This window comes from Streptomyces sp. NBC_01410 (assembly GCF_045040195.1).
Classification (GTDB): Bacteria; Actinomycetota; Actinomycetes; order Streptomycetales; family Streptomycetaceae; genus Streptomyces.
The window spans coordinates 8,196,886-8,211,334 of sequence record NZ_CP109530.1; the positions used below are offsets into that span (position 1 = coordinate 8,196,886).

General features: G+C 68.5%; 12 protein-coding genes. 4 read left to right on the forward strand and 8 right to left on the reverse strand.

Annotated features, from left to right (window positions below; all coding sequences use genetic code 11):
• Window positions 1-233 precede the first annotated feature (233 nt).
• The 6 genes from OG741_RS37290 to OG741_RS37315 form a co-directional block, all read right to left on the reverse strand.
• Window positions 234-1,253 (reverse strand): 3-oxoacyl-ACP synthase III family protein, encoded by a 1,020-nt coding sequence (locus tag OG741_RS37290; RefSeq protein WP_405605231.1) that lies wholly within the window; start codon window positions 1,251-1,253, stop codon window positions 234-236.
• A complete protein-coding gene (locus OG741_RS37295; RefSeq protein WP_405605233.1) occupies window positions 1,250-1,903 on the reverse strand; it encodes an SRPBCC family protein in 654 nt (217 codons plus the stop codon). Before OG741_RS37295 ends, OG741_RS37290 begins: the two co-directional genes overlap by 4 nt.
• Window positions 1,875-3,629: a thiamine pyrophosphate-binding protein gene (locus OG741_RS37300; RefSeq protein ID WP_405605235.1), complete on the reverse strand. Its 1,755-nt coding sequence runs from the start codon at window positions 3,627-3,629 to the stop codon at window positions 1,875-1,877. Before OG741_RS37300 ends, OG741_RS37295 begins: the two co-directional genes overlap by 29 nt.
• On the reverse strand, window positions 3,626-4,642 hold the full coding sequence (locus OG741_RS37305) for a GlxA family transcriptional regulator (RefSeq protein ID WP_405605237.1): 1,017 nt from the start codon (window positions 4,640-4,642) through the stop codon (window positions 3,626-3,628). Before OG741_RS37305 ends, OG741_RS37300 begins: the two co-directional genes overlap by 4 nt.
• A 1,016-nt stretch (window positions 4,643-5,658) precedes the next feature.
• A complete protein-coding gene (locus OG741_RS37310) occupies window positions 5,659-5,973 on the reverse strand; it encodes a cupin domain-containing protein (protein ID WP_405605240.1) in 315 nt (104 codons plus the stop codon).
• Between the two features lie 525 nt (window positions 5,974-6,498).
• Entirely contained in the window at window positions 6,499-6,930 is a 432-nt protein-coding gene (locus OG741_RS37315) for a nuclear transport factor 2 family protein (RefSeq protein ID WP_405605243.1), read from the reverse strand.
• A gap of 88 nt (window positions 6,931-7,018) precedes the next feature.
• Between OG741_RS37315 and OG741_RS37320 the strand changes: the two genes are divergently transcribed.
• Together OG741_RS37320 and OG741_RS37325 are read left to right on the forward strand one after the other, a co-directional pair.
• The gene (locus OG741_RS37320; protein WP_405605245.1) at window positions 7,019-7,585 is read left to right on the forward strand and encodes a PadR family transcriptional regulator; all 567 of its coding nucleotides are present in this window, start codon (window positions 7,019-7,021) and stop codon (window positions 7,583-7,585) included.
• Window positions 7,572-8,390 (forward strand): SGNH/GDSL hydrolase family protein, encoded by an 819-nt coding sequence (locus OG741_RS37325; protein WP_405605247.1) that lies wholly within the window; start codon window positions 7,572-7,574, stop codon window positions 8,388-8,390. The genes OG741_RS37320 and OG741_RS37325 overlap by 14 nt, the downstream gene beginning before the upstream one ends.
• A gap of 414 nt (window positions 8,391-8,804) precedes the next feature.
• On the opposite strand, the gene OG741_RS37330 is transcribed toward OG741_RS37325, so the two are convergent.
• Both OG741_RS37330 and OG741_RS37335 read right to left on the reverse strand, forming a co-directional pair.
• Window positions 8,805-9,974 (reverse strand): NADH:flavin oxidoreductase, encoded by a 1,170-nt coding sequence (locus OG741_RS37330; RefSeq protein WP_405605249.1) that lies wholly within the window; start codon window positions 9,972-9,974, stop codon window positions 8,805-8,807.
• A gap of 122 nt (window positions 9,975-10,096) precedes the next feature.
• Entirely contained in the window at window positions 10,097-10,219 is a 123-nt protein-coding gene (locus OG741_RS37335) for a hypothetical protein (RefSeq protein ID WP_405605252.1), read from the reverse strand.
• 917 nt (window positions 10,220-11,136) lie between these two features.
• Here OG741_RS37335 and OG741_RS37340 point away from each other — a divergent pair.
• A complete protein-coding gene (locus tag OG741_RS37340) occupies window positions 11,137-12,291 on the forward strand; it encodes a pentapeptide repeat-containing protein (RefSeq protein ID WP_405605254.1) in 1,155 nt (384 codons plus the stop codon).
• A 455-nt stretch (window positions 12,292-12,746) separates the two neighbouring features.
• Window positions 12,747-13,568, forward strand: coding sequence for a DUF427 domain-containing protein (locus OG741_RS37345; protein ID WP_405605256.1), 822 nt, complete (start codon window positions 12,747-12,749; stop codon window positions 13,566-13,568).
• The last annotated feature ends 881 nt before the right edge of the window (window positions 13,569-14,449 follow it).

The window sequence follows — 14,449 nt, forward strand, 5'->3', positions numbered from 1 at the left end:
TCGGCCTTGGCGGCCTTGGCGAGATCACCGAGGGCGCGAATCCTGTTCGGCGGCCGAAGTGGCGGCGGCGGACGTGTGACGGAGATCGGTTTGGCTCCGGGGAAGAAGGCGGGTGTGAGGTGAAGGGCTCGGCGCCGTTGGCGAGAGGCTCTTCGAGGATGCGGCCCTGCCATGGCCGGTCGATGCCTGGCAGCCTTGACCAGGCATGCCCACAGGACGACGAGATGTCCCCGTCATCCCCGACCGCTGTGCCAGCGGATGGCGGCGGCACCGGCGAAGTCGCCGGCGTGGGCGAATCCCCCCAGCACCACCAGATGGCCGTCCTTGACGTGTTGTGAGCGGATGGCGCGGTCCAATGTGATCGGGATCGCTGCTCCGAAAAGATTCCCGCACTGATCGAACGTGTGCAGGTGCCGTTCGGGCGGCAGTTGCAGCGCTTCGCGCCAGTTCCGCAGGAAGGCTCGGTTGGGCTGGTTGGTGATGAAGACGTCGATCTCGGTGGTGGCCACCCCGAGCCGGCCGCACAGGTCCGTGACGACCTCTGGTACGAGGCGGTTCCCGCGCGCGAGGACCTTGGCGATGCTCGCTTCGGTGAACCCGATCCGCAGCTGGGATTCCCCGGCCTCCCAGTACTTGCGGCCGTCGTCGAGCATCACGGTCATGTCCCCGGCGTAGTCGCCGATGTGCCGGGTCTCCACGTCCAGCACCGGGGCGCCGGCCGAGGTGGTCACGTATCCCACGCCGCAGCCGTCGCCGGGGATTGCGGCCTGGGCGAGCCTGCGCACCTCGGACTGGGTGAAGCACTGGCCCGCGGCGCTCTGCGCGTTGCAGATCAGGGCGGTCTTCGCGTCGGTGGTGGTGAGCAGCCGCCGGGCCAGTTTGAGCATGTACACGAATGAGGCGCAGCCGGCGTTGGCCACGTCGATCAGCCATTCCGGGTGCAGGCCCAGACGGCGTGCCACTTCGGTGCCCGCGCCCACGAACGGCAGGTCCGGCAGCTGGCTGTGCACCAACAGCACATCCACGTTGCGGATCTCATCTTTGCCGTGCCGCTCGATCAGGGGCTGTACGGCGCGCTCGATCATGTCCGCGTTGGTCTCGTCGGCGGCCACGTGATGCCGCAAAGGCGGGATCTTGAACATGGGATGGTGGCGTAGCTTGTCCTCGGCTCCGGGGTATTCGGTGTAGAACTCGGCGGGAACCGGTTCGCCGGGAAGGTAGCTTGCGACATCGGTGAGGCTGACCGTATTCAACGGACCACCGCCGTCACCGGCGGCACACTGACGGGCAGGCCGCCGCGGTGGCGGTGCTCGAGGATCGCCTTGAGGTTGTTCATCTCCACGGTGTGGCCCGCGTAGAACAGATCCCAGTAGTCGCCGACCCACGGCCGATCCGGGCGGGGCGACATCTCGGGGTGCGGGTTGTCGTCGTAATACGGGTGGTGGCAGTTGGTCCAAGTGATCACCGACCCCGGCTTGTCGAGCACCAGCCGGGCAGGGACGACGCGCATCAGGTATATCATCCACAGCTTGTCGCCCTGGTCCCAGGAGCAGTGGTAGTCCACGGTCATGGCCTCGGGGTTGGCCACCACCTTGCAATAGATGCTGGTTTCGTGCTCGAGCCGGTCGTGGCCGACCCACAGCCCCGGGGTGGCTGTGGGCGCGAAGCCCCGCAAGCTGTAGGTCCACTCCTCCAGGTGGTGGCCCTGGCGCAGGTAGTCATAGGCCTGCTCCGGCGGGCAGTCGACATGCTCCTGGATGGTGCAGTACTGCCCGTAGACCTGGTGATGTGGATAGACGGCGTGGGTGAGGTCCATGCAGTGGGCGGTCATCTCCTCCCTGTCGGTGATCTCGATCCGCATCAGGCCGGGGATGTCAGCCAACGTGGACGGGTCCGCGCTCATCGGAACTCTCCTCGTGTTCGGTGCTTTCGGTGACGGACAGGAAGGGCAGGAACGGCGGGATCTCCCGGGCGTCGCAGTCCAGCGCGATGAACGCCGGACCGCTGCTCGCGTTACTGCGCAGCAGCGCCTGGCGCAGCCGCGCTGCGTCGTCGGCCCAGGTGACCTCAAGGGCCGGGAAGGCGGCGGCCACCCCGGCGGCGATGTTGCTCCGGGCGAACAGGTCGTCGCTGCGGACGCCGCCCTGGAAGAGCTCCTCGCGCAGCGCGCACATGGCGTGGGCGTTGTTGTTGAAGATCACGAAGGTTACGGGTGCGGCGTACTCCACGGCGGTGTGCACTTCCATCCCGTGCATGAAGAACGCTCCGTCGCCCGCGAGCACGTAGGTGCGTCGGCCCGTGGCGAGCGCGGCGCCGATGCCGGCTCCGAAGGTGTAGCCCATGCCGCCCATGCCGACCGCCACGACGAAGCGGCCGTGGCGCGGTGCGGGAAGCAGATGGATGGCGCTGGCCCCTGCGTTGCCGGCGTCCACGAAGACGTGCGCGTCCTGGGGGAGTGCCGCTTCGACCGCGGCGACCGCTTCGGGGTAGGAAATGCTTCCACCAAGGGCCTGCGAAACGGTAGTTGGCAGGGGCGTCGGTGAGGGGCCGGTGTGCTCCGGGCAGGGAAGCGGGCGCGAGGGGAGCCGGCCGACGACGGCGCGCAGCGTGTCCCGCAGGTTCCCGCCCAACGCGATGCCGGCCACGAACGGTGGTTCGGGATCGATACAGACGACGGGAATGGCGGCCAGGGCTTGGTCCAGCCCTCCCCGTGCCAGTAACGGCAGCCGGGTGCCGACCAGCATGCACAAGTCGGCCCTGCGCAGGCAGTCTTCGACATTTGCGTGCCCCATCACTCCGGCCACACCTGCGAACCGGGGGTCCCGGTTGTCGAACACGTCCTTGGCGTCCGGGGTGACCGCCACCCAGGCCCCGAGCCGCCGGGCGAGCTCCGCCAGCTCCTCGCGCGCATCCGAGGCTGCCACGCCCTCGCCGGCGATGACGAGGACACGGCTCGCCCCGCGCAGCGCGGCCGATGCGGCGTCCCGGGCGTCGGATTCCACGCTTGCGGCCGCGGTGGTCGGCGGCGGCACGACCGGCGTCGACGTCACTCCGGGCACGGGCACTGTGACCTGTGCCTGTTGCAGGTCCTTGGGCAGCAGCAGCACCGCGGGCCCCTTGGGATCGGCCCGTGCCGCCGCGATCGCCTGAGGCAGCAACTCCGCGAACGAGTCGGCGTCTTCGGCCCGAGCGCAGAACCGCGATACGGGCGTGAACACCTCACGGGCGTCGAACGAGCCTGCCTTGCCGCTGGAGTCCTGGAACGCCCCGCGGCCCTCCTGCGCGGTGGGCGGCTGTCCCACGAGGGCCAGCAGCGGCACGCGGGAGGCGTGAGCCTCCGCCAGACCGGGCACGAGATTCATCGCACCGCCGCCCGAGGTGGCTGCGACTACGCCGAGGCGCCTCGTGGCGCGGGCGTATCCGTCGGCCATGGTGACCGCGGAGAATTCGTGTTTGGCGACGACGCCGCGGATGGTGCCCGTGCGGTGGACGGCGTCGTACAGGTCCTCGATGTTGGCTCCGCCAACGCCGAACATGTGGGTGACGCCGGCCCGGACCAACTCTGCGGCCAGGTAGTCGACAAGGCGCACACCGCCTTCCTCGGGCCTGCCGCGTGTCCTGGCTGTCATACGGAGCTCCTGTCCGCTTGGTCGGGCTGGACGACGAGGCCGGACGGCGAGACGACCTGAAAGCGGTGCCGGTACTGGTTCGGAGTGAGCCCCAAGGCTCGTCCGAAGGAGCGGATGAACGTCTCGGGGGCCGCGAATCCGCAGCGGCGGGCTACCTGGCTCGTCGTCAGATCGGTGGTCTCCAGGAGCTCGCGGGCGCGGGCGATACGCGTGCGCTCGACGTACTGGCCGGGGGTCGTGCCCACCTCGCGCCGGAACACCCGGGCGAAGTTGCGCAGGCTCATATTGGCCTGCTGGGCGATCTCGGCCACGGGTAACGGGTCTTGGAGGTTGTCCAGGATCCACTCCTGTGCGGCCCGGATCGGCGCGTGGTCTGCCAACTGGGCGTCCAGGACAGCACTGAACTGAGCCTGCCCTCCGTGCCGTTTGAGGAACAGCACCAGAAACCGTGCTGTCTCCAGCGCGAGCGCCGCGCCGTGGTCCGCCTCCACCAGAGCGAGGGCCATGTCGATCCCGGTCGACACCCCCGCCGAGGTGACGAACCGGCCGTCCCAGACGAAGATCGGCTCCGGGTCCACGGTCACGTCCGGGTAGCGGCAGGCCATCTCCTCGCAGTACGCCCAATGGGTGGTGGCTCGCCGCCCGTCGAGCAGGCCGGCCTCGGCCAGCAGAAACGATCCGCCACATACGGATGCGACTCTCCGCGACCGGGCGGCTGCCTGCCCGATCCACGAGACCAGCGCCCGGTTCTTCAACGCGTCCCGCAGGCTCCATCCCCCCGGGACGAGGAGGGTGTCGATAGGGCCATGCCCTGCCTCCAGCGGCGCGGCTTCAATCATCACTCCCGAACTGGTGCGCACCAGTGGTGCATCGATGGAGACGAACTCGATCCGGTAAGGGGCACCCGATCTGGGGAGGAGCCGGTTGGCCGTATCGAACACTTCTATGGGTCCGGTGATGTCCAGGGCCTGCGCACCGGAGTACACGACCACTACAACGCGTCGCTGTAACACGGTCACAGCCTGTATCCGACGTCCAACTGGCCGCAATGACAGCTTGTTGACGAATTCGGCCAACGGGCAGCCGTCGACTGCTGGTTGGCGGCGCTGACCAGGCAGTTCGTGCGCATGACCGGCTAGTGTGGGTGAGGCACGTCACAGGGCCCTTCGTCGCTGCGACGCTCTCATTTCGGCGAGGCGGCCGAGCCGGGCGATTGTGTCGGGCTGCGGCCGGACCCGTACGGCTGCATGTGCCAACCCGGGTGTGCGGGCTGCAGGTTGTGGGTGCCGGAGCGGTGCTGGGTGTTGGGGAAGACTGGCGCGGCAGTCCGGGGGGCGGGTGGGCCGGCAGGAGTTGGAGAGCTGCCCGGTGAGGGAGTCTGGTGCCCTGCTGGCTGTGTGCGGCGGGGTGTACCGCGCCGTGGGGGAGACCGGCTTCTCCGTGAACATCGGGGCGTTCGCCGGGCTGTACGGCACCTGGCGCATCCGGCGCGGAAAGTTAAAGAGGCCATTGTTGTTCAGCGTGGGCGCGGCGGAGCACCGGGCAGAGCTGAGATCGGCGCGGTCCCGTCCGCATATTCCCCACCGCGGGCGAGTCGCGCTCCTGCCGTCAGGTCCCGGCCGGTGACGTCCCGACGGGCGTGTCCTCGGCGGGCGGGCCGCCGCGTCGCCGGATCACCTGGCTCAGCCTCGCAACAGCGACCGTCACTCCGACGCCTGCGGGTATGACCGGCCAGAACGCGGGGCGGTTCCCGAAGGCCGCGCACACGATGGTGTAGCCATGCACGCCTCGCCTCGGGCGGTTGCTGGAAGGACCTTGGACGCGAGGTCCAACGAAGCACTTCATGCAACGAGCAAGCACGGCGAACCAAGTGTTTTGGCGGTAGTTCATCTCGACGGCCCGATCACCCGCCCCAGCCCGCCCCGAGGTCGTCAAGATCGAGTCACGGCACCGGGTCTGCGGCCTGCTGCCGCAGCTCGGTGATCAGCTTGCCGAACTGACGCGGGTTCAGCTCGGTGAACGGTCTGTCTCAGCCCGGAGTCGGTCTGTCGACGTTGAACGTGGACTCCCCGGTCCCGGCTCTCACGACGATGATGTCGGCGGCCTCTGCGGAGGGGTTGCTCTCTCGGTGCACGGCGCGCTTCGGTACGTAGATGAAGTCGCCGGGGCCGGCTTCCATGGTATTCGAGCCGTCCGGGCCGAACTCCATCTTCAGCGCGCCGGTCAGGACGTAGATCACTGATTCGCATTCGCCGTGGTGGTGCCAGCCGGAGACCATTCCGGCTTCCGTGCGGACGTATCCCGACCACGTTCCCTCGGTGGCGAAAGCCTCTTGCCAGTCCATCCCCGGAGTGTGGGGCCCCGGCCTTCTGTCACGGGGAGTGACGACCAGAACCTGATCTCGCTGAGGGTCCATGACGACTCCTTCCGCTCGGGCCTTCGAGCCCTGGTCCGGACTCGACGCCGCGCTACGTGGGTGGCCGCGTCCCACTCGAAGCCTAGCCGGGATCACGGTCCATCCCCGCCCGCAGGGTGGGGAGGCCACGGACGTCGCCGAACGCGACCACCTGGTCCGTAAGAACAGTCGTGGACCGCGTGGTGGGGCTCGAGGTCGTCCGGGCGGAGATCGCGATGGTGAAGACCCCGGACGGCCACGGACGGCTCGAGCTGACCGCCGCATGCGCAGTCGACGATATCGCCGCCGTCGTCGCTGGCCTGCGAGCCCTCGGCGCGGAGCTCGTTGGCGACGTGGAGCGCTACGACGACAGCTATCGGCTCTCCTACGTTCGCCGCCCGGAGGGGATCATCGTCGAGCCGGCGGAGCAGATTCGCCGAGGGCTCGGCCCGGCCCTCCCGCTTCGTGGCATCTCTAGCGGTCGGCGGGCTCGGGGACGAGGCCGTCGGCGACCAGGCCCGCGAGTACCGCTTGCCCCAGGGCCTGCACGGCGGAGTGGGGTCGAACCATCACGGTGAACTCCTTGATCCGGCCCGTCTCGTCGAACTGGAGCAGGTCGATGCCGTGGATCTGCTTACCGCGAACGGTGGCCCGGAAGAGCAGGATCGCTGACGGAGCATCTTCGCCGTCGGCACTGGTCTCGGCCGTGCCCTCGAAGTGTCCGATGTAGCGGAAGTCCTCGAAAGTGCGCAGCAGGACGCCGAAGAGTCCCAGCACCAGGGGCTTGCCCTCGAAGGGGGTGAACTTCACGGGGCTGTAGAGGCGGATGTCCTCGGTGAACAGGTTGTCCAGTGCGGCGAGTTCGCCCTTCTCCACTGCAGCGCGGAAGCGCTCAGCAGTCTCCATGAATTCTCCTTATATGCAAGAATATGATTAGTCATTTTCTTGAGTATGAGACAGTGGCGGACGAGGAAAGGGAAGGGGGGCGGCTTCGATGGCCTTGAGACATGCCGTGCTGGCGGCGCTCCTGGACGGCGAGTACAGCGGATACCAGCTGGCCAAGGCGTTCGACATCGGCGTCGCGAACTTTTGGCACGCCCTGCCCCAGCAGCTCTACGCCGAGCTGACCAAGCTGGAGAAGGAAGGGCTGGTCACAGGGCGGGAGGTGGTCCAGGAGACCCGGCCCAACAAGCGTCTGTTCCGGGTCACCCACGCCGGTCGCGCCGAGCTGGGGAAGTTCGCGGCAGCCGTATCGAAGCCCTCCTTCATCCGCGACGATCTGCTCGTCAAGGTCCAGGTCGCTGACCGCATCGGTACCGCGGCGGTGATCGAACAGCTCGAAGAGCGGGCGTCGGCAGCTGAAGCCAAGATCGAGCTTCTCGGCGAGCTGCTGCGGCGGATGCGCGGCGATGCGGACGAGGAGGAATTCCTACGCCGAGGCGAGCGGATCGGGCCGTACCTGACCTGCCTGCGCGGCCTGGCCTTTGAGCAGGAGCACCGGGACTGGTGCCGGCGGATCGCAGCCGTCCTCAAGGAAAGGACCACTCATGCCGAGCGGTGAATACCTGCGCTATGTCGCCCTGGGTGACAGCCAGACCGAAGGGCTCGGAGACGGCGACGACACCGCCGGCCTGCGGGGCTGGGCCGATCGGCTCGCCGAGCACCTCGCGGCCGTAAATCCCGGGCTCCGGTACGCCAATCTGGCCGTGAGAGGACGCGTCGCCGACCAGGTCCGCGCCGAGCAGTTGGGGCCCGCTCTGGCCCTGCGCCCCGACCTGGCCACCGTCGTCGCCGGGGTCAACGACCTGCTCCGGCCCCGGTTCGACGCCGCAGAGGTGGCCGGGCACCTGGAGGAGATGTTCGCGGCGCTCACGGCGGCCGGAGCCCACGTGGTCACCCTCACCTTTCCCGACGTGGGGAAGATCGCGCCCCTTGCCCGGCCGATCAGGTCGCGCGTGTTCGACCTCAATGCCCGCATCCGCGCCGCGGCCGACCGTCACAACGTCACGGTTGCCGAAACCGCCCGGCATGCCGTCGCCGCCGACCCACGGCTGTGGAGCGGGGACCGACTCCACGCCAGCCCCCTCGGTCATGAGCGGATCGCCGCGGCCGTCGCGCACGCGATCCACTTGCCCGGAAGCGACGATGCCTGGACGCTCCCCCTGCCGCCACGGGCAGTGCCCGCTCGCCGGCAAGCGGTAGCAGCCGAACTGCGCTGGGCGGCCGCATTCCTCGGCCCCTGGCTCGGACGCCGACTGCGCGGCCAGTCCTCCGGCGACGGCCGCACCGCAAAGCGCCCCCAGCTCCTGCCCCTCAGCGCCACGCCCGACTCCCCGGCCGACACCGGTCAATGGGAATCTTCGTAGGGAAAGCATCGGCCCCCGTGGCGTAACTTCTCTCGAATTGCCCGGCGTTGTGCAGTGGGCCGGAGTGGGCACGTTCACGCGTACGCGGCTGGGCTTTTCCGCGGCAGTGGCAAGATTTTCGTAGCCGGAGACCATCCTGCGGGACGGCCGTCGGCTGGTCCGCGTATCGGCGGTCCATAACGCTCGCACTCCCGGCGGACTGTCGCAGCCGGGGTAGGACCGCCGCATCGCTGCGGCGGTCCTACCGGGGAGCCGTACGAGCGCGTTGGCTGCGCATTCGGCTCAAGCCCCCGAAGGTCGCACCTCTCAGGTGAACCCGCTTGGCCTTGCCGTCACCGGCGGCGGATGTGCCGTCCGCGTCGTGCCCGCGGCCGTGTCGTCTCACCAACTCGACCAATTGCCCGGGTAATACACCTAGCTCAGCGTCTTCAGCGCCGCCGCGTCGTACGGCTTCAGCTCCTCGAACCGGTCCCCGAGGACCTTCGCCGCCCACTCCGGGTCCTGGAGCAGGGCGCGGCCGACAGCGACCATATCGAATTCGTCGCGCTCCAGGCGGTCGAGGAGGTTGTCGATGCCACGGACCGGGGCGCCCTCGCCTGAGAACGCGCGGATGAAGTCGCCGTCGAGGCTGACCGAGCCGACGGTGATGGTGGGCTTCCCGGTGAGCTTCTTGGTCCAGCCCGCGAGGTTCAGGTCCGAGCCCTCGAACTCCGGGAGCCAGTAGCGGCGGGTGGAGGCGTGGAAGGCGTCGACGCCGGCCGCCGCCAGCGGGGTCAGGATCGCCTCCAGCTCCTCCGGGGCCTCGGCGAGCCTCGCGTTGTAAGCCTCCTGCTTCCACTGCGAGTAGCGGAAGATCACCGGGAAGTCGGGCGAGACGGTCTCGCGGACGGCAGCCACGATCTCGGCCGCGAACTTCGTACGGGCCACGGGGTCGCCGCCGTAGGCATCGGTACGGCGGTTCGTCCCCGCCCACAGGAACTGGTCGAGGAGATAGCCGTGGGCGCCGTGCAGTTCTACGCCGTCGAAGCCGATGCGCTCGGCGTCCGCGGCGGCTTCGGCGAAGGCGCCGATGACGTCGTCCAGGTCGCCCTTGGCCATCGCCTTGCCGGCGCCCTCGGTGCCGTCAACGCGGATGCCGGAGGGACCGACGGCGGGGGCATCGGCGTAGGGCGGGTCGCCCTGCTTGCGCACCATGCCGATGTGCCACAGCTGCGGCACAATCGTGCCGCCCGCCGCATGAACGGCCTCGGCGACCTTGGCCCACCCCGCCAGCTGCTCCTCACCGTGGAACCGCGGCACGCGGTCACTCTGCCCGGCCGAGTCGTGGCCGACGTAGGTCCCTTCGGTGACGATCAGGCCCACGCCCGCGGCGGCGCGACGGGCGTAGTACGACCGCACGTCCTCACCGGGGACGCCGCCCGGGGAGAACATGCGCGTCATCGGCGCCATCACAATGCGGTTCGGGACGGTCAGGCCGTTCAGCGCGACGGGCCGGGACAGGATCTCGGCCGCGCGGGAGACGGAGGACGCGGTGGCGCTCACGGGGGTGCTCCTTGAGGTACCAGACGGTATGTGCACATGCATTGAATGCGTGCTGGTATCAACCGCCCCGGTGGTCACTACATTCCGCCCGTCCCGCGAGCCGCCTGTGATCCCGGACACGCGTCGAGCCGGGGGCTGTCAGTGCTTCCGCGGCCAACGGAGCATCAGCCTGAGCCATCAACGCCCAGGTGCGGCTTGAGGCCGAAGGTCCGCCAGATCCGGGGTTCCGTCGACTGGGACAGCCCGGTCTGCCGGGCCACCCCCGCGTCGACCAGTGCGTGGCGCACGATGACGGTGGGCGACCCGATGCGCCCTTTGGGTAGTGGTGCTCTCCTCGCCCAGATCGAGGCGTTCCGTGAGGCATGCCCCGGATCAGGCCACAGCCGAGGAACTGGTCGCTGCCGCCTCCGGCTTGGGATCTTGTATGACCGGAGCGGGTCTGCGGCCTCGTGGGGTCCGACGCCACTAGAGACGTTCGTGAGCGCCCTGCCGGGATTCTCCTCCGTGACGGTGGCCGCTCCATTCATGGCTTCGGAGGCCTCGTGACCACCCCGCGCCCCGAGTTTCTCCCGGAGGCTCCGCAGCGGTGCCGCCCCCGGGCTGCCCAGCGCACGGCATGAGCCTGCCTTGAGTGCTTTTCTCGCATCTCCGTGGGAAGCAAGCCCAGACGGCGCTATCCAGCAGCTGCGCTAAGCGCTTGCCAACGAGCGCGATAAGGAGGAAGCCAAGCAGGATCCGTGCCTGAGTTCGCTGCGCAACAGGGAGAACTTTCGAGCGCTGGTGAGGCAGCGACCGCCCTCTAGCGGATTTAGCAGGCGTGCCGTAGGCCGCCAGGACCGCCTACTGCTGAGCTTCCCGGTTGGTGCCGTGACCTGGAACGTCCACCAAAGCGCTAGGTGTATTGACCCGCAGGGTTGTTGACGATGTCTCGGCGGTCTTTGGCCCAGCCCATGATGCGGTCGAAGACCTCGCTGATCTCGACGATCCGCGTCGGGGAGTGGCTGGGGGATCGCTGAGCACGGAGTGGCGCGGACCATATGCTGCCGATGGTCTCCGCAGTCCATCGACCGGCACGACGCCGGGGCCGTGCACGATGACCATGGACACCGACTCTTCCTCTACGACCACCTCCGGAGAGTCATGATCGGGTGCTACGGCAGCGTGGCGGAGAAATGGGAACTGTTTCCTGGGATGTTATGAGTGGATGACCGAGCCGTCTGCCGCCGCACAACTCCGCCGGATCGCACGTCGACGAGCCGCCAGGGATCACCGACGGCAACGCAGCCGCTCACTCGGGCCGGGCCGCGACACCGGGGTCAGCCGACTGACGTGGGTGGCACTCGCGGCGTCCATGCTGCCGGGACTGGCTGCGCTCGTCGCCCTGCTGTTCACGTGGATGTCGGTCGGGCAGACCAACAAAGATCTACAGATCTCCGAGCAGGGGCAGATCACCACCCGGTTCAACGCGGCGATCACCAACCTGGGATCAGCATCGTTGGATGTGCGCCTAGGGGGTATCTACGCCCTGCAACGCATCATGCAGGACTCCTCTCGAGATCAGCGCACTGCCGTCTCGGTGCTGTCCGCGTTCGTACGCCAGCACGCTCCCGTTCCGGTCAGTGGCTTCAAGCCGGCAGAGGAGTACAGACCCCCTACCGACGTAGCGGCTGTAGTTTCCGTGCTGGGCAACCGGTCCGCCGACCGTGAGGTGACCCAGGACGGGAAGCCGCTGTACCGAGCGGATCTGAGCAGTGTCGATCTGCGCGGCCTGGAGCGCGAAGTGGGCCTCACAGAAGGCGGCATGCCCAGACGCAGCAACTTCCGCTTCGCGAACTTCACTGGCGCGGATCTCCGACACGCAGGCCTCGAGAATTTCGACCTCTTCGGCGCGTCCCTCGACGATGCGAACATGCCCGACGTGAACCTGCAGGACACGGACCTCCGGCAAGCATTTCTCGGAGGCGCCATTTTGACCAACGCGCGCTTGGGTGCGGCCGTCATGACCGGCGCGGACCTCGGCGGAGCGAACCTTCACAACGCGCACCTGAGCAGGGCCGAGGAAACCAACGAAACCAGTGAGGCCGACTCGAGCGCCAACTTGACCCGTGCGTCCCTGATCGGCGCCAACGTGCGCACCGCGGACCTGCGCGGCGTGGTCCTGATCGACGCGGACTTGACTGACGCGGACCTGACCGGCGCCGACCTGACCGGCGCCGACCTGCGCGGCGCAGACCTGACCCATGCAGACCTGAGCAACGCAGACTTGACCGGGGCAAAGCTGTCGGGCGCGAAGCTGGAGGGCGCGATCCTTGAGGGTGCACGCGGAGTGCCTGCTCGCAGCCGTGGCGGCTCGCCGTGATCCTCCGGCCGCCGGGCAGCGCTCCGGGCGCGGTCTGCCGCTCGAGGGCCTGCGGCACCCATGGGCACGAGCGGTGGGTTGATCGTCACGTTCCCGCACTACACGCCCCGGCCGTCGCGGTAGCGAGGGTCACCCTGCATGGCCGCCTCGTCACGCGCTGCAGGGCTCCTGCCGGCCTGCTTCTTGGCTCCGGCCTGCGTGGCCGCCCCGGCCGCCGTCGTCTTCTTCGAGGCCCGCCTCGTCGGGCCCGGGATGCCGTGGGCGGTGTCGTCCTGGTCGTTCTCACCGCGGGATACGCGGCCCTGACCACACGCTTGTTCAGTCGGCCCATGAGGTCGACACCGGGGGCGTGTGGGGCCTCGTGTTCGGCGGCCGGCGCGGCCTCGAGCACCCCATGACCGGTCAGGGCGTGACACTGGGTTCAGAGACAGCTGCCGGACTGAGGAGGTAGACCGATGGCCACAATGCACGAGGGCTCGGAGGCCGTGCCGGTCGTACGCCGTCGGCCCGATTCGATCGACTGCGTGGTCTGGGAGCCGAGCGAGCGCTGGGTGCGGGCGACCAAGGGCCAGAACACGGTCGTGGACAGCCGCCGCGCGGTTCTTGTGTGGGAGCCCGGCCGTCCCGTACCCCTGTACGCCTTCCCGGCAGCAGACGTCCGGATGGATCTGCTGCGAAGGACCGAGCGGCCCGCCAACCCCCGGCGTCATGCGGGAGCGACGGTCTTCTACGACCTCGTGCTCGCGGATCAGACCGTCCGTGCGGCGGCCTGGACCTATCCCGGTGAGGAGCTGGCCGGCTACATCAGCTTCGAATGGTTCGGCCACGAGGTACTCGACCACTGGTACGAAGAGGACGAGGAGATCTTCGTGCACCCGCGTGACCCGCACAGCCGGGTGGACACGCTGCCCAGTACCCGGCACGTCCAGGTCGAGATCGAAGGCACCGTTGTCGCGGATACGCGTACGCCGGTTCTGTTGTTCGAGACGCATCTGCCGGTCCGCTATTACCTCCCGCGGGAGGACGTCCGCCTTGATCTGTTCACCCCGACCAGCACACGAACCCGTTGCCCGTACAAGGGCGTGGCGACCGAGTACTGGTCATGGGCGAACGGCGCCGACGTAGTTCCCGACGTCGCCTGGAGCTATCCCGATCCGCTGCCCTCCGTGCGGATCATCAAGGACCTCGTGGCCTTCTACAACGAGTCCGTAGACATCGTCATCGACGGAGAGCGGCAGCAGCGTCCGGTCACCTTCTTCAGCAAGCCTTCGCGGTAGAGGACCTGCCAAGAGCACGAGGCGAGGACCGGGCAAGGCTGCGGAGCCCGGATGAGGGAACTGGGACGAGGCGCCAGCCCTCCTGGAAGCGCTGCGTGCGCAGGGTGAGGCGGCCGGCACGGCTGGACGCTGCACACTTCGCTCCTCCCCACTGTGCAGCCCGCTCTGGTCCCGTCCGTTGAAGGAGCAGGCAACTCACGGCCGCAGGCATTCTCTCTGCGGGTCACAGCAGACGAGTCCGGGCTCGCGTGCCAAAGGTTGTTTCATAACTGTTGGGGCTTGGTGTGCGTTGGTCGGGTTGTGCAGCTGCTGACAGCTGAACGTGGCGACGTGATCGACGCGTTCACCGAGCTGGCGCCGGTCCGGGGTTGGCGGCTGGTGCGGGTGGGGGAGCAGGTCGGCGGGCCGGAGCTGGGGGAGGGGAGGTCGGGTCGGCCGTGGTCGCTGCCGTTGGCGGACCCTGTCTGGGTCGACGAACGCGAGCGCCGTCTGTTCGTTGCCCACTTCGATCCGGAGTCGATCCGGTGGGCCGACGGCAGGTCAGCCGGCCGTCCCGTGCTCGCGGCGCTGCGGGCGGCTGGGTTCACCTACAGCGCGCGCCATCACCGGCTCACCCTCCGCGGCCCGCGGAGGGTAGATCTGCCCTGGAGCTATCTCGGCGCGGATCCTCATGCGGCCCCAACTACGCCGGACAGCCTGCCGTCGCCTCGTACTACCGACTGGCCGTGCTGGGGAAGAGCGGCATCATGGCGCGTGGCTTTCCGGTTGGGGGCCCGTGTTGTCAGCCTGGTGGGGGCCGCGGCGCGTGATCGGGCCCCTGCGCGACGTCGACGCCACGGGGTGAGTGGCACCTTCACTCAGATCGGGATCACTTCGGCACG